Raw genomic sequence first — 21,054 nt, forward strand, 5'->3', positions numbered from 1 at the left:
GGTCAGGACTATATACCTAAGTGCAGAAACTGTCAATCTCTAGTCAGTATGGTTTTTTTAGAACAAGAATAGAAAGATGTATTTAACTTTCACCAGAGGACAGAACTTTCATGCAATGTCGGCAATTTTTTTACGAAACTTTACTAAATCAATGCCGTATTTAAAGTTTTCATCAAGGATGTTCACAAGCAAGACTAAGTAGGGCAAATTCTCCAAAGTAGGCAAATGCAATCCAGAAAGTTAGAGCAAGCAATGGAATATAAGCAGCCAGGTGTGACAGTGTGGTTCACTGGTTTGAGTGGAGCCGGAAAAACTACGATTAGCCGAGCCGTAGAGAAAGCGCTAACGTCTCACGGCTACAAAGTCGAGGTTTTAGACGGAGATGTTGTACGCCAGAATTTAACTAAGGGTTTGGGATTTAGCAAAGAAGATCGAGACGAAAATATTCGACGTGTTGGTTTTGTCGCGAATCTACTGACTCGAAACCAAGTTATAGTGCTAGTTTCAGCAATTTCGCCCTACCAGGAAATTCGAGAAGAAGTGCGCCAAAAGATTGGCAACTTTGTTGAGGTTTATGTCAATGCCCCATTGGAAGTCTGCGAAGAACGAGATGTGAAAGGGCTATACAAGAGAGCGCGCTCTGGGGAGATAAAGAACTTTACAGGGATTGATGATCCGTATGAATCCCCTCTGAATCCTGAAGTAGAATGCAGAACGGATTTAGAAAGTCTAGAAGAGAGCGTCTCGAAAGTGTTAGCAAGGCTGCAAGAGTTGCGCTTTATCAAGATGGAAGTAGACTAAATCTAGATTGTCTAAATTTCCTGTTTCTTACAATAAGGAAATTTTGCTATTAATTTTAGGGGCGTAGTCCCTCTAAAAAAGGTACCTCAAAGCACTTTTCATGCATGACTGGTCCATGACCAAAGTAACCGTCTTCTCCGAATAACTCACCATGGTCTGCAGTTACTAGGATGTGAGTATTGGGGGGGCATTTGCTAAAGAGCTTTCCCAGCAGCCCATCTATATATTCGACACACTTAATTTGCTGTTTGTGTAAACGTTGCATTTCCTCCTGATCAAAAAAGGATGTATCTTCTTTTTGTTTATTTCCATGTAATAAGAACTCATCCATTTTATTAAATACCCCATGAACTCCGGAGATGTGAGGTAAATCTTCACCTTCGAGCATATAGGGATAATGAGTTTCACCCAGATTGAGAAAATAAAATCTTGGGTTCTGGTCAGGAAACTCGATTTCACTTACCATCGTAGCAAAATCATTATGATTTGCCATCAGCACAAAGTCATCGAAGTATTTGTTAATACTAGTAAATTGATTAAGAACAGGCAGAGAAACCCTCGCAATTGTTTGATACCCTTGGTCTTTCAGAACTTTAGGTAAAGAAAGTTGAGGAACAAAGGTTTTGAAAGATAAATTAGGAATTCCTAGCCTATCTACCCATTTAGCAAATTCTTTCTTATATACCTCAGAAGCAAACACACCGCGTGGACTGCTATGGGGAACCATTCCCATCAGGAGAGCATAGTGGGAAGGGGAAGTCCAAGAAGCATAGCTGTAGCGGCACTCCGCTAATCCGAGCTTATCCATGTTGGGGGTTGATGCAGCCTGGTAGCTATCATAACGACAGCTATCCATAATGATGTACACAAAATGATTCGGCATACTAACGTGCGGCTCGGCTCAATTTACATCCTAGACTTGGTTATCTTTAGTTATATCGTATGTGCCTAGAGTGAGATATATGTAACCTTATCTGTAGGTGATGCTTATAACGCCTCTAAATTCATCAAAGCTTTTGGTAAGTTGAGCTTGACGATAACCCAGTTGTTGCAAAACACAAGTAAAAGAAAGGGTACTTTTTGTAATCTTGTTCTTTGGATCAAACACAATCTTGCAAGCCAGTTCCACACGCTAATTTAAGCAAAAATTGTCTATGACCAGCTACCAATTTCCAGGGGATTTTCTGTGGGGAGCAGCAACCGCTGCTTATCAAATTGAAGGGGCGGGGATTGAAGAAGGTCGTAAACCTAGTGTTTGGGATACCTTCAGCGCTACACCCGGACGAGTGCTTAATGGTGATACAGGTGCGGTTGCTTGTGACCATTACCATCGCTATGAAGAAGATGTGCAACTAATGGCACAACTAGGCATTAAACATTATCGCTTTAGCATTGCTTGGCCTCGCATCGTACCGGACGGTCGTGGGGCAGTTAATGAACAAGGAGTGGATTTCTATAAACGCTTAGTTGACTGTCTACAGAATTATGATATTACTCCCCATGCCACATTGTTTCACTGGGACTCGCCTCAAGCGCTGGATGATTTGTACAGTTCTTGGCAGAGTCGGGAGATGGCATTTGATTATGCGGACTATGTTACAGCCGTTGTTAGTCGGTTAGGCGATCGCATTACCCATTGGATGACTCTCAACGAAATCCCCTGCTTCACTCACATGGGTTATGCCGTTGACACAGAACCCCCCCATGCACCCGGCAAGCGTGTTAACTCAGTCAAAGAAGTTTGGCAAACGTCTCACCACGCCCTGCTTGCTCATGGTTTGGGTTGTAAAGCGATTCGCAACGCCTCACCCGTTCCCTGTTCAGTGGCATTAGTCGATAACCTTGCAGTAACCGTTCCCATCAACGAGTCTCCCGTTCATGTGGCGGCAGCTAAACAAGCCTTCCCCACCTGTGGACAGAATGGTGGCATCATTTTTCCAGCTCTAACAGGTGCCTATAGCCCTGCTTTATTGGAGCAGTTGGGAGCGAATGCGCCGGATATTCAAGAAGGTGACTTAGAGACAATTCATCAACCGTTAGACGCTTTGGGTTTTAACGTCTACTCTGGCACTTATGTCCGGGCGGCTGATAACGAACTTGGCTATGACTTCCTTGAGTTCCCTAAAGGCTACCCCCGGATGCATATGCCCTGGCTAAATATTGTGCCTGAGTGCATTTACTGGGGTATTCGTCATCTGAGTGAGACGGTTGGGCGGCCAGATTTACCCGTGCTGATTACAGAGAATGGTTGTGCTGCACAGGATGAGTTAAATATTAAGGATGAGGTGATCGATACTGACCGAATTATGTACCTGCGGCAGCACTTCAAGGCAGCCCATCGAGCTATCAGTGAGGGGTATCCTCTGAAAGGTTATTTCGTGTGGAGTCTGATGGATAATTTTGAGTGGGATTGGGGGTACGACCGACGCTTTGGTATCACGTATATAGATTACGCTACACAAAAGCGTATTCCGAAGGCAAGTTTCGATTGGTATCGGGAGTGTATCCAAAGTAATCGGGTAGTTTGATGACGGTAATGAACTATTAGTTATGATGCATGACCATAAACATGGACATCACGATCATGGACAGCTCAATTACAACAGTGCTTTTATCATCGGCATTAGCCTAAACGTTGGATTTGTGATCGTTGAGGCAGTGTTCGTCCCAGAAGGAATTGAGCCACAAGCTGTCCGAACCTACTTAGAAGAACTTCCTGGTGTCGTTGGAATCCATGACTTGCACATTTGGGCAATGAGTACTACCGAAACAGCGCTGACGGCTCACTTGGTGATGCTGACGGGAAACCCAGGTGATGCTTTCCTTTCTAGAATTGCAATGGAGTTGCACGATAAATTTGGCATTGAACACACTACTATCCAGGTAGAAACGGGTAATTTTCTCTTGCCTTGTGACCAGAAATCCTGCTGTGATTGATTTCGGTTACCCTATATCTTCACAAAGGTTGTATGCCTAACCGATTAAGCCTGAGTAGAAGCGTCGGATGGTTAGTTTGTTTAGGATTGCTTGCCACACCTGCCTTCGCGCACAAAATTGAGGTAGCGGGAGATGTGGCTGGTACTTGGCACGTTGAACCCAATCACAATCCAAAAGCTGGGGAACCAGCACGAGTTTGGGTTGCCCTCACTCGCCAAGGTGGGCAGATTCTTCCACTGAATCAATGTGATTGCAAACTTGCTATCTACTCTGAACCTCATACAGAAGGCTCTTCCCCGTTGTTAGAACCTGCTCTAAAAGCCATATCAGCAGAGCAGTATCAAGGCATTCCAGGGGCGGAAGTTATATTTCCGAAGATAGGAGCCTATAAGCTGGAGTTGAGTGGAACTCCAGTCGCTGGGGCAAACTTTCAACCCTTTAAGATGAACTACACTGTCACAGTGGCAACAGGCCCAAGCGCGACTAGAGAAAGTCCTCAAATTAAGACTAACTCTGACGAACTCCCAGATAATCACAGAGCAGAGGGAGTCAGTCAGCCAGTGCAAGTATGGGGAAGTTTGGGCGTTGCAGGAGCGATCGCATTCGGAGGAATAATGCTGATCAGGCGACGATTTCAGAAATAGTCCTATTGTCTGCGGATTTTCTGTATCTAAGCGACTATTGAAATTGTCAAGAAAACCAATAAGCACATTTACCTCTTAGAGACATGGTTAAGTCAGTCCATCCACAAGAGAAACTAACCAACCAATCAAAACTCAACATTGATGGCGTAGTTGAGTTGATCTACATCCTTTGCAATTCTTCTGTGAGTGCTTCATAAGCTGGTTTTGGGCGGAACGACTTATCAAAGATTAGCGGTAAATCGGGTTGATTGTAATGGCTAGGAATCCAGGAATGGCGATCGCTTACTCCCCACACCACAAACCCTGTGCAGTTTTCCGCTTCTAGACAGACCCGCATCATATTCCGATAAACTGCTGCTTGCTCAGCAAGTTGTGTACTGCCAGAAAGAGAAACCATTAACATTGCTGCCAACGCCAGTAGTACCAACGCACCCAGTCTACTCTTGTTTCTGAAGTGTTTTAACATCGTCGATATTGCATCCCTGGTAATTGAGAGACTAACCCTATTAGTTCTAGCTGCAACAGGGCGCTAGAAACTGAACCCGCGTCCATTCCCGCTTGCTGCACAACGACATCAAATGAGGTAGGTTCTGAAGTAAGCGACTGCAACACTTTTGCCAACTCTGGCTCTAATTGAGGGATTGGGGCGGGTTGTTCTTGTGTAAATAGGGGTAGCTGTACCACGGTGTCAAGGTTTGGGATTGCGCCTAGCATTTCCAACAAGTGACCTTCATTTAAAATCACATGAGCGCCCTTGCTCAAAAGCCCCAAGCAGCCTAACGCTTGCTCGTTATCCAAGGAACCTGGTAGTGCGTAGACATCGCGGCAGAACTCATTGGCAAAGTCTGCCGTAATTAATGCACCAGACTTCGTAGGCGCTTCCATCACCAAAACGGCACGGCTCAATCCTGCAATAATGCGGTTGCGTTGGGGAAAATGAACCCGATTTGGCTTGCTACCTGCCGGATACTCACTGATGACTAGTCCCTGTTTCTGTATCTCCTCATACAAAGACAAATTGCGCGGTGGATAGACAACATCGATGCCAGTACCAAGAACAGCTAACGTCCGTCCACCAGCACTGAGACAGCCGTGATGAGCATTAGTATCAATTCCTGCTGCCATTCCGGAAACGACTGTAAAGCCATGCTTCGCTAAAGCCGTGCTGATTTTTCGCGTCCAGCGTTTACCATATTCTGTCGGTTCGCGGGTGCCAACAATGCCCACCATAGGGATGATGCCCTGATTTTCCTGAAGCTGAACCTGTCCTCGATAGTATAAAACTGGAGGTGGACTGGGAATTTCTAGTAGTAAGCGGGGATAGTCAGCATCAGCAGGTGTCCAGAAATTAGGGTTTTTTACGGAGTGCTGTTCTAGCAGTTGTTCGGGATTAATTTGCGATCGCGCGGCTGTTACCTTTGTGACATTTTGATACCCAAAGCCTTCAACTTGCCCTAGTTGACTAGCGCTTGCTTTCCAAGCCTCTGCAAGAGTTCCAAAGTGCTGTTGTAGCCGCCTGATTAACACAGGTCCCACACGGTCAACCTGTGACCAAGCCAGCCAGTAGGCACGTTCTTCTACCAATTTTCCCTCCTGATGCACCAGCGTCTTTAATAGCAGAAAGCCGTCAGCTATCAGCTATCAGCTTTTTTGTTTTTCTTGCTCTCTACACAAGTTTCACACACCTGAGTTGTACCTCATCTTTCCAGGAAACCGCTGTATATTGGTGGACTTTCATAATTCAATTCATAAAAGGAGAGCAATAGAGTGAGAACTTCCCCTATCACCCCATTGGCAAAGCGCTTACCGTCTCCAATCAATCAAACGTGCGTAAAGATAAGCCACTATTTCCGAAATAATTGACCGTACCCCTTCGCTAGAAACCCACCAATGTTTTGGATCATAACTGAGGGGTTTAGCAGCAATCACGCCTACTTTGATTTCAGGAGCAAGTGCTTGCTTGAAAATCATCCAACTTCTTCGGGCGTGGACATCATAGCTATAAAGATTGATTGAATCTATTGTCAAATCGGAGTTGACTAACCACTGGCGTAGCGCCGTAGCAGAAGCAGCCGTGCGATTTCTCACAACGCTTGATCCTGGAACTGCTATAAGTTGATCTTGCTCAAAACCGAGGGCAATAAAAGTCGCTTCCGCTAGCTCAGCAAAATTCTTGTACTGAGTAAGGTAGGAGCCTTGCTCTATAGTTAAGCCTGTGGTAATTATTTTTTTGTAGCCACCCTTTTGAAATTCTTGGATTGCCTCTTTAATGACATAGTCTTGTACCCAGCCTTCTACAACCAAAATATCGGCCTTAATCGGAGAAATGGGTGCAAGGAACGGATGTATATAGTTGAGGAGAAATACCATTAAAGTGGTGATACTTACGAGAGTGACTATCCATCCTTGAATTGTTAGCACCCAGGTTTCTTGCCGATAGATAAAACGCATTAGAACTTATGTAAGAGGGTACTGTACAAACTGCAAAAAATCGAATTCACCCAAGTTAGAGCTACGCCTACGAGAGTAAACGCGACCCTTAACAAGATAAATTTGCACAGAATTAGGAAAGTTTAGAAGAACAGGTGTACTCTGGCACAAATCTCTCCTAGAGTGCTTCACAGTGTACTTAGTGTAAGTCTGCTTCCCAAATTCCAATATAAATGCGATCGCTTTTTTGCCGTTGAATTAGACCCTTTAGGGAATGTAGTTGAAAAGAGTACTGGCGTGTCTGTCCTTGGTGTACTTGTTGTAATCCTTGTTCTATTTGCTCATTGAGCTTGCAGCCTAGCATTCCGTTGAGTGTCAGCAACATCATGTCAGAACCAACCCCAGCTTGGAAGGATGCCTCCGTTTGACGAATCCGTTCAGAGTATTGGTCAAACAGAAAGCCCAAACTTACCTGCTCAGGAATTAATTCATAAAATACGGCACGGGTATTTGGCCAGTAGCCGCGTGATGTACCAGTAGGAGCACCCAGCATCCGAATTACATCATTTTTCACAATTCCTGGCTGAAATCCGGGAATACCTACACCTGTCGGAACTGATTGACATTGATCTTCAATGATTTCCCCTAGCGGTGGCGGAAACACTTCAAATGACTCTGGAGGCAAGATATTAGGCTTTGAGGAGAATAAAAGCCTATCTTGTACCCCTTTCAATTCTGGCACTAGTTGAGACGGTAGCGACACCTGGGAAAGTCCGGCTATCAGGTAAGTCGTGACAATTAAAATCCCCATGATAATTTTCTAAGCAGTTATGTTGAAGTAGCGCCACCTGAGACCGTTGTGAATAGCTGTATCTTCCTCATCGTTCAGCTTGGATACGCTTTAAGGATTCCAGCCCCATTTAAGATGTTCATGACGCAATCACTCCAACCTAGTTTCCCGACTCTGCACATATTACAAAGTACCTCCTTTTACTCAATGAATTTATTGGCAAGCAGCATTCGGAACTTGTTAAACTCAAAATACTAGAACTCAACGCTGTGTATCGCTAATTGTTCAAAGCCAATTTCTATGATTTTTTAATCATCCGGCTAATAATCCTTTTACTCTGGAAGAAGGTTTTCTAAGTAGCACATGAAACGGCTCGTCGCTCAACTTCATAAATGAATTAAATATAGCTCAACATTTCTGCAAAAACCGCTCCTAAATTTTTGTTTTTATAAAGGTGGAGAATAGGGAGAATCTATTGTTTTAACTCACCATCACATCACCACCTGATGTCAGCATTACCTTACCCATTTTTCCAACTACTGAATCAGCACTCTAAGGAAGCTTAAGAGGGGTTGTCCCAGTTATACCGCACTGTTGTTCACATGGCAGATTAACTGCCTAGTCGAAGGTAACCCAGACATGGCAAAAGAACTTTAGTAATCGTTCTAATTTCACAGGTAAATCATTTTCCTGGTCATTCCGCCATCAACGACAAAATTTGCACCCGTGATAAAATCGGCTTCCGGAGATGCCAGATAGACAACCAGCGAAGCGACATCTTCTGGTTTCCCTACTCTACCAGCAGGATGTTGTTGATGGTCTTGTTCTGTCAGTTCGGGTTGGAGTCGTTTGGCTTGCTTTTGCCAATCGCTCACTTCTATCCATCCCGGACTTATACAATTGACTCGAATATCTGAGTCTAAACTGATAGCTAGAGCGTGAGTTAATGATAGAATTCCGCCCTTAGCAGCGGAATAGGCTTCGGTATTATCCTCTGACATTAAAGCTCTTGTCGAAGCGATGTTAATTACTGTACCTTTATTTTTTCTGAGATAAGGTACAGAATGCTTGGTACAAAGGAATACTCCTGTAAGATTGATAGAAATTGTTTTATTCCAATCGTCTAAGCTTAATTCTGTAATGGGTGGATTTTTTGGATTAGCGATCGCAGCATTATTCACTAATACATCAATGCCACCAAATTTATTAACTGTTTCGCCAATCAAGTTTTTGATTGAATCTTCATTAGAGACATCAGTATGAATAAACTGAATTGAACCTAAATGCTGAAATTCTGCTTCTGTTTCTTTCCCAGCGTCCTCATCAATTTCAGCAATAGCAACATGCAGCCCCTCTTTCAAAAACGATGAAGCGATCGCTTTTCCGATTCCCTGTCCGCCACCTGTAACAATTGCCACTTTCCTTTGCAAGCTCATCTGCCCTCCTAGTAATTTATGAATGAGCAGTACGCTTTTCTTTGAGGTAAGTAAAGACTGACTTGTCACCAATATCAGGAGGAATCGCTTGCATGACCTTACGCAGAGCAAAGACGACAAACAAAATTGCCCAAATTCCCAGTAGAAGCTGCTCTCCAAACATTGGTAAAAGACCAGTAAGATGCCCCAACAGCAGCATTGGAACTAGCGGAGTGAGGAACTTTGTTTCGAGACGGTTGAAACAAAAAGCTTCTTTGAAATAAATACCTGTCAAAGCCGCAAACGTAAAGCCAACTCCGAAAAGAGTCATCGGGTGGTTGTAAACGGATAAGGCAAGTGATTCATTGCTAGAAAGTGCTAACACAATCGCGGCTATACTCCCGATAACCCAAAAGAGTTGAAGTGTCCGGTGTAGGGCGGCAAGATAGATGTGAATGGTAACTAAACTAACACCCAGCGCTAGACTGAACACGGCATACAGGAGAGTTAGCATCCTCATTACGGTTGGGGTATCACCGAGGGATAATACAAGCCAGGTACCGACGGCGAAGCTCAGAGCGGCTACGGCTAAGCCAGCTCGGTAGATAATGACACCAGTGCGATCGCTTTCGGTAATCGTAAAGTCGCCAAATTGCCCTTGGTAAAATTCTGGATCAGATTGTATAAGCTGAGTCATAGTTGATTTTCCTTGGTTGCTGTAAAAGTGTTGAATCTCTTAAAAAACTTTTAGCCTCGTGACGGCAGTAATCTTCCCTAATCGTACCTCTTGGGTACTCTTAAGAAAAAGCTACAATACCCAACTCAATCGTACAGAATTGAGTCTCTTGGAAGAAGAGATTTAACAAAAGAGCAACGCTCTTAAAACTGCAAAAGATAATAAGCCTGTTGTGGTACTAACTTTGTAGTAGTTACAGGTGTCTTCAGTATAACTGGTGGTCTTGTTTGAGTTGGTGACTTGTTAATGCCGCCAATCTGGGTTTACTAAGGCTACAACGGTATAAATTTAAGCTAGTAGAACTTGCACGTTCGCACCCGTGTCTAGCTGCAACTCAGACTGGGCACTACCCCCGTTAACTGCAACTTCCAGCCAACCGTGGCTACCAATTAGAGCAACAATGTCTCCTAGTTTGCGATCGCTATAGGTTTGGCTAGCTGGGATCATGTGGGTACCAACCGCGACTGACCAAGTTTTTCCTTCGACATCAGCCGCAGGGATATTAGTCACTAAGTTACCGAAGTGGTCGATATATTGGATGCAACCTGTGACACTAGTAGGCGTTAGTGTCCGTTCAGGAATCCCCAGTTGCACCAAAGTTTTTGGGTCAATCACCTCTCCCAACAGTTCTATCGAAATACCACTGGCAAGATGCGCTCCTACAGCAGCAAAGATATCTCGTCCGTGAAAAGTCGTGCTGGGTGATAGTGTCCGCCAGTATTGAGGGTTTGTCAGTTCAACCGCTGCAACTACCGAATTTTCGCTCAAAACACCACTGAATAACCCGTTGTCTGGCCCGACCAAGAAGCCAGCATCGAGTTGGATAGCTACTCCTCTCCGGCGACTTCCTACCCCTGGATCGACTACGGCAATATGCACCGTCCCACCTGGAAAGTAAGGGTAAGCATTCATTAAGCTAAATCGACCAGCCGCAATGTTTTGAGGTGGAATCTGGTGCGTTAAGTCTACAACCGTCAAAGCCGGATTGATTTGAGCAATGACACCTTTCATCACTCCCACATAGACATCGCTCAAGCCAAAATCGCTTAAAAGCGTGATGAGCTTGTTTTCAGACATGTATATCAAATTACCTGTCCCACCCTTTGCCGAATCCTTCAGCCTGTGTATTCTTGATACAAATTCTTAGCTGTTCAGCGAGAACCTGAACATGGGGTTTCTTTAGCATTGTTAGGTGATTACCAGGAACCTGATGAACTTCCACTTTTCCCCTAGCTAGCTGACTCCAGCCTAAAGTTGAGTCTTTATGAGCAGTACTAGACTCACCACTTGTTCTTAAAAGAGTAATTGGGTTTGGATAGACCTGTGGGACATAGTTGAGATTGGCTTGGCTGTTAGCTTGGTAGACACGAAGCATAGGGCGAATGTTTAGTTCGCTCAGTATTCGCTCTCTAGACTCCTGAGGGATGAGGCTAGTTAAAGCGGCTTTTCTCCAAAGAGAGGACAAGGTTTCACTACTTCCAAGCCACTGAAAAAGCTTATTGAAATTAGTAAAACTAGGCAAGAAACTATTACTTTCGTCTTTATTAGAAGCAGTTATTAAATAAAAATAGTCGAGTAAAAATGACCAAATTGAGCGCGTTGCTGTGGTCAGAAGAAACTTGAAGCCCTCCCGAAAGGAAGGTATGTTGCCAGGAATTGGAGCAAGGGTATCCAGTAGAGCGAGTAGAGCGACCTGATGCCCCCCTCTCGTCAGTTGTTGAGCCATTTCAAAAGCAACTAAACCCCCGAAAGACCAGCCTCCGAGAAAGTAGGGACCAGACGGCTGAACTTTACGCAAGCAATTGATGTAGTAAGCAGCTATGTCCTCAATGCGAGTTAAGGGAGGTTGTTCTCCATCCAGTCCTAGAGGCTGCAACCCGTAAAAGGGTTGGTCAAATCCTAGACAATAAGCCAATTCATAATAAGGGAAGACAGTACCGAAGATTGGATGAACGCAGAAGAAAGGTGGCTTTGAACCAGCAGGCTGAAGGGGAACTAAGGGAGACCAAGGCAGAGTATCTGATTCTTGCCCTAGAACACTTGCTAGACCTTCAACTGTAGGATTTAAGAAGAGGGCAGATAGCGGTAAATCTCGCTCAAACTGCTCGTGAATCTGAGCCATGAGGCGGACGGCTAAAAGTGAATCACCTCCCAACTCGAAGAAGTTGTCACGAACTCCTATGCGATCGCACTTCAGAACCTCAGCCCAAATTTTTGCGATCGCTTCCTCTGTTGGAGTACGGGGAGCGATAAAGTCTTCTGCTAATTCAGTCTTATCTGTACTAAGCCCCTTTAAGGCACGACGGTTTACTTTACCATTGGGCAACAACGGCAAAGCCTCCAGCATTACAAAAGCGGAGGGAATCATGTACTCTGGCAGCTTCTCTTTTAAGAAACAGCGTAGTGAGGACGCACAGTCCTGCGCCTCTACCGTCTGTAACTGCTCTTGGTTTGGGACAACATAAGCGACTAAACGCTTGTTACTAGATACGTCTTCTTTTGCGATCGCAACTGCCTCTTTCACATCCGGATGCTGATTTAGCACCGTCTCAATTTCCCCCAACTCAATACGGAAGCCACGAATCTTTACTTGTTCGTCAATGCGACCTAAAAATTCAATGTTACCGTCAGGTCGGTAACGAGCTAAATCACCTGTTTTGTAAAGGCGCTCTCCAGGTTTGTGGCTAAAAGGATTAGGAATAAACTTCTGTGTAGTTAACTCAGGTTGGTTGAGATAACCTCGCGCCAGTCCATCACCACCGATATACAGTTCTCCCGGAACACCGATAGGTATAGGTTGTAGATAGGAGTCCAGTATATAAACTTGTGTGTTAGCAATCGGACGACCAATAGATAGTTTCTCACTACCGTCACTGAGTTCCGCTACGGTAGACCAAACAGTTGCTTCAGTTGGGCCGTAGGCATTGAAAAATCGACGACCTGAAGCCCAGCGTTTTACGATATCGGTAGAACAGGCTTCTCCGGCAGAGATAATCGTCCGCAGTTCAGGAAGTTCTTGTGCAGGTAGAACGGCTAACAAGGAAGGCGGAAGTGTGACGTGGGTAATTGCTCTGTCGCGTAGCAGTTGGATTAGGGCTGTTCCTGGTAGAAGGGATTCCTTCTTTGCTAAATACAGTGTTGCTCCAGTTAAGAGTGCCATGACAATTTCAAAGATCGAGGCATCAAAACTCAGAGAGGCGAATTGCAGGATGCGGTTACAAGCGCTTAGGTTTAAAGTCTGAATCTGGACCTGAGATAAGTTGCACAACCCTTGATGCTGTACTAGAACACCTTTGGGTTTTCCAGTCGAGCCAGAAGTGTAGATGACATAAGCCAAGTTGTTAGGTGTGACGCTGCTGATTGGGTTTTCCTTGCTTTGTTGGGTAATTGCATCCGCCTCTTTGTCTAGGCAAACTAAAGATAACTGATTCTGCTGTCCGCTATATGTTGCTCGATCCCCCCAACCCCCCTTAAAAAGGGGGGCTAAAACTGAATGAGTGAGCAAGATGGGTATTTGAGCGTCCTCTAGCATGAAGTTAAGACGCTCTTGAGGATAGGTGGGATCTAATGGCACATAGGCTCCACCTGCCTTGAGGATGCTTAAGCAACCCACTATCATTTCCACAGAACGTTCCAAGCAGATACCAACTAGAACTTCTGGTTCTACCCCTAGTTTTTGCAGATAATGGGCGAGTTGGTTGCTGCGGTTGTTGAGTTCTCGGTAGGTGAGTTGTTCGTCTTCAAAGACTAAGGCTATGGCATCAGGTGTCTGTTCTACCTGAGCTTCAAACAACTGCTGGATACATAAATCCTTCTGATAATCAGTCTGGGTGTCGTTCCACTCCACTAGCAGTTGATGCCGTTCACTTTCTATTAAAAGTTGCAAGTCACAAAGGCGTTGCTGGGGGTTGGCGACAATACTTTCCAGCAGCGTTTGAAAGTGTCGCAGCATCCGAGTGATTCTGGCATCATCAAATAAATCGGTGCTGTAAGTTACCTGTCCTCTAAGACCTTCCGGTGATTCCCACAGGTGGAACTCTAGATCGAACTTAGCGCTTGGGTTGTCGAAGTCCAGCAGCGAGAAGGTTAGTCCAGGTAACTCTAGCGCCTTGATGGGTGTGTTTTGGAGGCTAAACGCGACCTGGAATAAGGGATGGTAGCTCAGGTTGCGTTCTGGATGCAGTTCCTCGACCAGCTTCTCAAAGGGTAAGTCCTGATGGGCATAGGCTCCTAGCGCGACCTCCCGTACTCTGTCTAGGAGTTCTAGAAATGTTGGGTTGCCTGATAAATTGGTACGCAACACCAGACTATTGACAAAAAAACCAATTAGTCCTTCTATTTCCTGGCGATTGCGGTTGGCGATCGCAGAACCGACTACAATATCCTCTTGCTGCGTGTAGCGGTAGAGCAAGGTTTGGAATGCTGCTAAGAGAGTTATGAACAGAGTCACCCCTTGGCGTTGTGAAAGTGCGTCTAGTTCCTGACTCAGGTTTTTTGGTAACTCTAGAAATTGTGTTGCCCCTTGGTAGGTTGGAGTAGCAGGGCGAGGTTGATCGGTGGGTAAATTCAGTAGGGGAAGATTGTCTAGTTGCTGCTTCCAGTAAGCTAACTGAGTCTCTAGAACCTCACCCTGTAGCCATTCGCGTTGCCAGTCGGCAAAGTCTGCATATTGGATAGGCAGTTCTGGTAAGGGTGATGGCTGGTTGTTGGCAAAGGCTGTGTAAAGTGTTCCTAGTTCCCGAAGTAGGACTCCGATAGACCAGCCATCGCAGACAATATGATGCAGATTCAGCAGGAGTACGTGTTCTGATGAGTCTAGCTGTAGGAGCATGACTCGTAGTAGCAGTTCGGAGGATAAATCGAAAGAACGCGATCGCTCCTCGGTAGCCAGTCGTCGAGTTTCAGCTTCCTGTTCGGTTGCTGGTAGCGATCGCCAATCGACCAATGGCAGAGGGATAGTTAAGGAAGGAGCAATTACCTGGACAAGTTGCCCCTCCAGCATCCTAAAGGTGGTACGCAAGGCTTCATGGCGACGCACGATTTCGTTAAACGTTTGCTCTAGCGCTGCTATGTTGAGCGAACCTGTTAGGCGAAGTGCTGCGGACACATTGTAGAAGGAATTGCCTGGGAAGAGGCGATCGAGAAACCACAACCGTTGCTGGGCAAACGATGCCGGAAAGACGAAGACTTCTGATTCTTCTAAAGTATTGAGTTTTTCCTCAGCCGCCCTGAGGGAATTGTCAGCAAGATGCTGGCTCATAAGCTTCTGAGCTGGTCGTTTAAGCGTGTTGCCATTGTACTGCTCCTTCGTTATTACACTTGTAATAACTACATCGGCTTGGATTGCTGCAAATTCTCAAGAATAACCTCAGGCACTTTTCCAAGTCAAAATTCCCCGCCGCCTACGCTCTACTTCCATGTCTATCAGCTGAGGGGTGTGGGTAATTTCCTCACGTAGATGATCGAGTTCATTGAGGATTTCTGTGGGAATGCTTCCTTCGGGGTAAAGCTCAGGTTTGGCAAGGAGTTCTACTAAGTTGCGCGCTTGACTGCGTTCGACGTATTTTATGGCTTCAGTGTAGTCATGCAGTTCTAGGCAAACTTCCACTGTGTCTTGATAAAGCGGATTCCATTCTTCAGCTAGTTTTTGTTTAGCTTCATCGCCAGAGACAATCTCACTGCGTAGGAATTCCACAGCATCGATGGCGAGGGCAAAGGCACTGTAAGCCTTGGAGAACTGTTGGGCATCTCGGTAGGCAAGACCTAGGTTGAATTGGGCTTTTGCATGGTTTTGAGGGAAAGCTTGGCGGGTATGTACCTCCAACGCAGCAGAGAAACAGTGGATTGCTGCTTCCAAATTCTCTGCTCTATTGCCGTGAATACGGTTAAGGTAGGCAACACCTAAATTGCTTTGGGTATCTGCCCAGTCTTGAGGGAAGGCTTCACGGGTACGTACCTCCAACGCAGCAGAGAAACAGTGGATTGCTACTTCCAAATTCTCTGCCCTATTGCCGTGAATACGGTTAAGGTAGGCATTGCCCAGATTGTTTTGGGTGGCAGCCCATTGTTCGGGAAAGTCTTGGCGGGTACGTATCTCCAACGCAGAAGAAAAACAGCGGATGGCTACTTCTATATTCTCTGCTCTCTTCCCCCGGATACGGTTACTGTAGGCATTGCCCAGATTGTTTTGGGTGGCAGCCCATTGTTCGGGAAAGTCTTGACGAGTACGTACCTCCAACGCAGAAGAAAAACAGTAGATTGCTGTTTCCAAATTCTCTGCCTGCTCTCCCTGAATCCGGTTAAAGTAGGCAGCGCCCAGATTGTTTTGGCTCATAGCCCAGTCCTGCGGAAAGGTATGGCGGGTGTATTCTTCCAACGCAGAAGAAAAACAGCGAATTGCCACTTCTATATTCTCCGCCCTCTCTCCCTTGATGCGGTTAAGGTAGGCGTTACCCAAATTGTTTTGGGTGACAGCCCATTGTTTGGGAAAGGCTTGGCGGGTGTATTCCTCCAATGCAGAAGAAAAACAGCGAATTGCCACTTCTATATTCTCTGCCCTCTCTCCCTTGATGCGCTCACAGTAAGCACTACCTAGATTGTTTTGCGTAGTAGCCCACTGGTCGGGCAAGGCTTGATGGGTAAAAACTGTGGCAACGACCTCATAGCCCGTAATAGCAATTTCCAGATTGCTGGCTCGGTGACCTCTCCGGAACTCCCGAATCAGGTTGCTGAAATTGCCAATAGCTACTGCGGTGCGTCGTGTTTGCTCTGCCTCTAATTCCGATAAGGTAGCTGTCGCCCAGCTTCGCAACGCTTGAGCAAAGTTATTATCTAGCTTGTCCAGGTTCGCCTGCAACAGTGGGTACACCACTCGCTGGTCGCCCTTGCTATCTTGGGTTGCTTGCAATACCTCAATTAAAAAATCGCGATACACCTTAACTTCTAATTGTTTCAGCAACTGATTGATGATGAGTTTAGCAACATTACCTGAATGCGCCACTGCTTGCAAACGTGACAAGATATCCGCACTTATAGGCAAATCTAGCTCAGTTACACCTATCGACCTCAGAGAATCAGCCGCCGTTAGTGTCAACTCATCATCTTCCTCGCGAATCATCTCCAGCAGCAGAGGAACTGCCTGAAGCGCTTCTCCCCAATCGAGAATCTCGGCACAGCGCTCCTGCCAAGGCTTTGAGCGATTTTGCCAAGAAGACTTGAGAGCATTCCAATCCTCTGTTGTCAGTTGTTTAACCAGCTCACAGGCATATAAGCTAGCGTCATCAGCCCAATAGTCGTCTGAGAAATCTTGGCTCAAATATGCATCTAACTCTTGAAAAATCGTCATAGTACCACCGCCTCAAAAATTTGTGGTCGGAGTGCCGCCAGTAGGATAAGAGGATGTAACATTTCCCGAAGCATCCTTGATTACCTCCCACTCTACGCCATCAACAATCTGCCGATGCAAGGTTGAACCATCCCCCCGCGAACTTATGGCAACGGGAGGAGTACTCGCTACTTGGTTGGTTACATCGATAATTTTGTCATCGCTCCAACTGTCCGGTGCTAAGGTGGATTTCTTAATTTTGGAGACATCGCCATCTGGAAATTCTTTGACCAACTTGACAGTTGTTGTGCCATCAGCATTATTGCTAATAACTTCGACATCGAAATCGGAACGATTTTTAATTCTAGGTGAGTGAGCGCCTATCAGTTTGTTGGAAAGACCACCCGGCGAGTTGGGATTGGGAACTCGCTCTCCGTAGAGAATTTTCTCTCGCATTTAAGAAACTGTACTCTACCCTGACAAATTTAAGCGCTGCTCACTGTAATCCGTTGTTCTCGACAGGTGCGCTCATAGGTTGCCGCCAAGTCAACTGGCAAGCAAATCTCACCGCGCAACCACAGAGGTAGAGTTGGCAGAATACTGCCGATCGCTAGTTCTTCCTGCCAGATATCCAAGCTTGGCTGTCCATTTCGCTCGATCGCTCGATAGGCGATCGCATAAAGATTCAGTTTGGCTGAAGATGCTTTGCCCTCAGTGAGACGTGCTAATAATTCACCATGCAAATTTGCCTGCCTTGCGGTGACAACATCAACCACAATCAAGCCAATTCCCTGCCGCAAATAAGTTTCGCACTTGGAAACAAACGCTGCACGATGAGCAGGGCGATCTTTGTTGGCAGGGCTAACTAATTCAATTGCACCTTTCAAAATAGGCCCTGTTTCAGAATCAAAGATACTTACTTCTACACTCTCAGTTGTTGGCAGAAATGGCACAGTTTGCGTTGCTTCTGGAGGTATCCATAGACTCTGAGACTCTGTTGGTAGCTGAATGATTCCCGTTTCGTTTGCAAATCCCTGCTGAGATTCCTCAAATGCAGCGACATCAATTTCAATACCGAACTGCACGTTGGGTTCAGCAAAGTAACCCTCTGGCAATTTAGCGTTCAAGTCCGATGCAATATAGGTTGCCCAAGCGTTATGAAATGCGTGCCAGTGACGACGAGTACTCAACGGTGGACGAAAATGATCTTGCAGCATCATTGGTAGGCAACTGACATACCTTTCCAATAGTATGTTTTAATCATTAGACCTCTTGCAAAAGTAGCTAGGACGGGCAAGATGCCCATCCCACTCATAGCCATTTTTTCTTGTGGGGTAGGCGTCCCGCCTGCCCCAGAATTTGATGAAAAGAACTTTTGCAAGAGGTCTATTGTTACTTTTGATTCTACTTGCTTTCTTTGTTCAACGAGGATAACTTCATCCGTCGAGCCTCACGGGAAATTGGTACTAACGCTGGGGCTTTAGTTTGAGCCGAGCTATCTTTCAAGCTTTCAACTACTTTAGAGAGTTGTGCGATCGCAATTCATCTCGTATTTTTCCCAGACTAATAAGAACTCTCTGTCTCATGGTGTCTCCTCACTGAGATAGCTAAGCTCAACTAGTGCGGTACGTAGCTCCTGTTCAAAACGCCCAAACGCTGGAACTTGACGAAGACGGGTCAACTGCACCCGCTCCCCAATCGCATCAAAGAAGTCTGCCGCAGTTCTGCGTCTACGCTGCTTAGTTCCTACTATCCTGGCATAAGTTTGATTGAGCGTTTGCTTGGGATCGAGAATACTTTCTACCTCACGCGGTCTTAATGGTATGCCCAAAGCCTCATCATCCAGCACCGTTCCAAAGGCATCTCGTAAAGCATCACCGTCCACCAGCGTCCAAGCTTCCATCTCCCGAACAGGCACAACACCCACTGTCCGCTTCAGTTGAGAAGACAGTTCAGATGCAATGCGCTCCTTGGCTGGCTGAACCCGCTGATCATAAGCAGCTTTTGGATCGCCTGATCCATCTGTATGAATGAACAGAATGTTATACGCTCCATTAGCTGCTTTTGCTGCTTCTACGATTTGGGTAGCAAGGTCTGCATCTCGGTAGTCTTGAGGCGCGTGCAGATTCAATACATCCCCGATTTCTACCGTAGTTCGAGCATTCCTCAAACACAATTCCTCTGTTGCACGACGCAGAACGGGGGGCAAAAAGCGGTAGTCAGTAGGCCCTTCTGCGAATAAGGCTAATCCCAAATATTGCACCTGCGCTAACCCTCGCGATCGACGCTATGCAAATAGCGTTCCACCTCGACCTTGCTGACGTACTCTCGATTTTCCTCAGCCAACAGCTCTCCTTGACCCTTGACAGGTCTGATGCGGGTTTTACGACTTATTTTGTCTACTTCTGGGTTCACGACACTGACCATATCAGCGAACATCGCTTCATCGTCTTCCAAGCAAGAGAGAACTACAGGGGAATGGCTATTGAGAAGCATTTGGGAGAGCGGTTCTTGTTCCTCCACCTCCTCAGAAGTTGGATCTGTCACTAGTTCGCGTAGCCGTTCAATCATTGCCTTCAAACGGAAGGGATGCACCCCATTCTCCGGCTCTTCAAAACAGACTAAGCCACGATGTTTCGGATCGTGTAAAAGAGTCAGCAGTGCTAAAACACGTAGAGTGCCATCGGATACAACACGAGAGCTGAAAGGAAATCCATCCCTCATGTCAATGTCAATCCGGTACTCTCGGTTTTTCTTGTCTTCCTCAATGCTCACACCCACTACACCGGGAATCAGGGAGGTCAGATCGGCAGCAATATCTGCTAAGTCTCCCTTAGGTCGGATTTCCATTGCTGTCTCAGCTTGAATTCGAGCTAGTACCGTAGCAAGATTTGCTCCATCTGGTTCCAGTTCAAGAGCAGCAGTGGTAGGACTTGGTCGCCTCAGTGCATTGGGGTCGAGTTGGAGAAAACGCCAAGAGCGCATCTCCTCGCGTAGGGCATAAAGGTGTGGAAACTCGGCAGAAGTAATGCTTGACAGCACTGTAGCTTCTGCGGCTTCTGCTGGGCGCGTCCGACCTTTTCTGCCATCCTGATTAATTTTGAAACTGCGCTTGCCGCCAGATTCGCCAGTAGTTGTAGTTAGCCAAGGTGTGCGGCGACCGTATTTCATGAATAATTGTCTAAATTGAGCTGAAAGTTCCTGTTGTTTGGGTCGCCACTTGTCGCTTTGAGCGAGGATGGGTTTTGCCTCCTCTTTTGCTACGACCAATCGCTCAATACCCCGGTCATCCTTCCGGCGTTCAATCTCCACCTCATAACGCACACGAGAATGAGAAATTTTTACCGTGTCACCCCAAGGGTCTCGTACTTCGGGCGCGAGGAGCAGCTCTACTGTGAAAGCCATTCGGGTGACAGAGGAACCATCCGCTTCTCTACGAAACAACTCTTGAGGTTCGCCGCGCAAGGTCTTGACGGCTGTTCGCAAGTCAGTTCCGGCTAAATGGGAGAGGAGTCGAATCGCATCAAATAGATTGGATTTACCAGAAGCATTTGGCCCCAAAATCACTACAAAAGGTCCTAAATCTAGAGCAAAATTCTCGAAGGTCTTAAACCCGTCGATTTCAATTCGGGTTAGCATTGGCTGTTTTTCCCAAAAGGGCTAAGCAGTCGTCAATATTATCACTTGAGCGCTTTTATTCTATTGTCCCTCTAATTCAAGAAGATAGCCTGAGCCACTGATTATTACGGTTGCAAAAGGAACTAGCACCAGATTACGAAGTTCTCTACTTTAGTGAGCAGCTACACAAACTCCTAACTCATCCCAGCCAACTAGCCTCAGCTTCCTGAATGAATACGCTCGATCTGGTTTTGGTTTTAGCCTTTCAGAAGACAATGAATTGCTCAGACTTTAGCTCACAAAGGGCTAGTAGACTTCGGCGGAAGTTAGGCTACTATTAATAGAGCCAATCTAACGTA

Annotated in this window: 18 protein-coding genes; 4 read left to right on the plus strand and 14 right to left on the minus strand. The window is 46.0% G+C overall.

Annotated features, from left to right (window positions below):
- Positions 1-225 precede the first annotated feature (225 nt).
- Positions 226-801, plus strand: coding sequence for an adenylyl-sulfate kinase (gene cysC, locus AC5JL3_RS07420; RefSeq protein WP_242058648.1), 576 nt, complete (start codon positions 226-228; stop codon positions 799-801).
- 55 nt (positions 802-856) lie between these two features.
- On the opposite strand, the gene AC5JL3_RS07425 is transcribed toward cysC, so the two are convergent.
- Positions 857-1,684, minus strand: coding sequence for a sulfatase-like hydrolase/transferase (locus tag AC5JL3_RS07425; RefSeq protein WP_496073873.1), 828 nt, complete (start codon positions 1,682-1,684; stop codon positions 857-859).
- Positions 1,685-1,955: 271 nt separating this feature from the next.
- Here AC5JL3_RS07425 and AC5JL3_RS07430 point away from each other — a divergent pair, with 271 nt between their 5' ends.
- The 3 genes from AC5JL3_RS07430 to AC5JL3_RS07440 are packed head-to-tail and all read left to right on the plus strand — an operon-like array spanning position 1,956 to position 4,382.
- Entirely contained in the window at positions 1,956-3,329 is a 1,374-nt protein-coding gene (locus AC5JL3_RS07430; RefSeq protein ID WP_496073874.1) for a GH1 family beta-glucosidase, read from the plus strand.
- A 22-nt stretch (positions 3,330-3,351) separates the two neighbouring features.
- Complete coding sequence (locus AC5JL3_RS07435) at positions 3,352-3,738, plus strand: cation transporter dimerization domain-containing protein (protein ID WP_496073875.1); 387 nt, start codon at positions 3,352-3,354, stop codon at positions 3,736-3,738.
- A 32-nt stretch (positions 3,739-3,770) separates the two neighbouring features.
- Complete coding sequence (locus AC5JL3_RS07440) at positions 3,771-4,382, plus strand: hypothetical protein (RefSeq protein WP_496073876.1); 612 nt, start codon at positions 3,771-3,773, stop codon at positions 4,380-4,382.
- Between the two features lie 160 nt (positions 4,383-4,542).
- Here the strand turns inward: AC5JL3_RS07440 and AC5JL3_RS07445 are convergent, their stop codons facing one another.
- From AC5JL3_RS07445 to AC5JL3_RS07505, 13 genes are all read right to left on the minus strand, one after another.
- Complete coding sequence (locus tag AC5JL3_RS07445; RefSeq protein ID WP_496073877.1) at positions 4,543-4,848, minus strand: endo-1,4-beta-xylanase; 306 nt, start codon at positions 4,846-4,848, stop codon at positions 4,543-4,545.
- Complete coding sequence (gene dprA, locus AC5JL3_RS07450) at positions 4,842-5,966, minus strand: DNA-processing protein DprA (protein WP_496073878.1); 1,125 nt, start codon at positions 5,964-5,966, stop codon at positions 4,842-4,844. The genes AC5JL3_RS07445 and dprA overlap by 7 nt, the downstream gene beginning before the upstream one ends.
- Positions 5,967-6,185: 219 nt before the next feature.
- Complete coding sequence (locus tag AC5JL3_RS07455) at positions 6,186-6,833, minus strand: YdcF family protein (protein WP_496073879.1); 648 nt, start codon at positions 6,831-6,833, stop codon at positions 6,186-6,188.
- A 178-nt stretch (positions 6,834-7,011) separates the two neighbouring features.
- Positions 7,012-7,623: a hypothetical protein gene (locus AC5JL3_RS07460; RefSeq protein WP_496073880.1), complete on the minus strand. Its 612-nt coding sequence runs from the start codon at positions 7,621-7,623 to the stop codon at positions 7,012-7,014.
- A 650-nt stretch (positions 7,624-8,273) separates the two neighbouring features.
- Positions 8,274-9,038 carry a glucose 1-dehydrogenase gene (locus tag AC5JL3_RS07465; protein WP_496073881.1) on the minus strand — a complete coding sequence of 255 codons (765 nt, stop codon included), beginning with the start codon at positions 9,036-9,038 and terminating at the stop codon, positions 8,274-8,276.
- 16 nt (positions 9,039-9,054) lie between these two features.
- Positions 9,055-9,714 carry a DUF2301 domain-containing membrane protein gene (locus tag AC5JL3_RS07470; RefSeq protein WP_496073882.1) on the minus strand — a complete coding sequence of 220 codons (660 nt, stop codon included), beginning with the start codon at positions 9,712-9,714 and terminating at the stop codon, positions 9,055-9,057.
- 327 nt (positions 9,715-10,041) lie between these two features.
- Positions 10,042-10,830, minus strand: a complete 789-nt coding sequence (locus tag AC5JL3_RS07475) for an SAM hydrolase/SAM-dependent halogenase family protein (RefSeq protein WP_496073883.1) — start codon at positions 10,828-10,830, stop codon at positions 10,042-10,044.
- Positions 10,831-10,840: 10 nt separating this feature from the next.
- Positions 10,841-15,013 (minus strand): non-ribosomal peptide synthetase, encoded by a 4,173-nt coding sequence (locus AC5JL3_RS07480; RefSeq protein ID WP_496073884.1) that lies wholly within the window; start codon positions 15,011-15,013, stop codon positions 10,841-10,843.
- A 108-nt stretch (positions 15,014-15,121) separates the two neighbouring features.
- The gene (locus AC5JL3_RS07485; RefSeq protein ID WP_496073885.1) at positions 15,122-17,098 is read right to left on the minus strand and encodes a tetratricopeptide repeat protein; all 1,977 of its coding nucleotides are present in this window, start codon (positions 17,096-17,098) and stop codon (positions 15,122-15,124) included.
- Between the two features lie 12 nt (positions 17,099-17,110).
- The gene (locus tag AC5JL3_RS07490) at positions 17,111-17,533 is read right to left on the minus strand and encodes an EndoU domain-containing protein (RefSeq protein ID WP_496073886.1); all 423 of its coding nucleotides are present in this window, start codon (positions 17,531-17,533) and stop codon (positions 17,111-17,113) included.
- A gap of 29 nt (positions 17,534-17,562) precedes the next feature.
- Positions 17,563-18,297: a DUF4058 family protein gene (locus AC5JL3_RS07495; protein WP_496073887.1), complete on the minus strand. Its 735-nt coding sequence runs from the start codon at positions 18,295-18,297 to the stop codon at positions 17,563-17,565.
- 362 nt (positions 18,298-18,659) lie between these two features.
- Positions 18,660-19,340 carry a DUF4276 family protein gene (locus tag AC5JL3_RS07500; RefSeq protein WP_496073888.1) on the minus strand — a complete coding sequence of 227 codons (681 nt, stop codon included), beginning with the start codon at positions 19,338-19,340 and terminating at the stop codon, positions 18,660-18,662.
- Between the two features lie 5 nt (positions 19,341-19,345).
- Positions 19,346-20,716, minus strand: coding sequence for an AAA family ATPase (locus tag AC5JL3_RS07505; protein ID WP_496073889.1), 1,371 nt, complete (start codon positions 20,714-20,716; stop codon positions 19,346-19,348).
- Positions 20,717-21,054: the final 338 nt, after the last annotated feature.

Source organism: Symplocastrum torsivum, assembly GCF_059505465.1.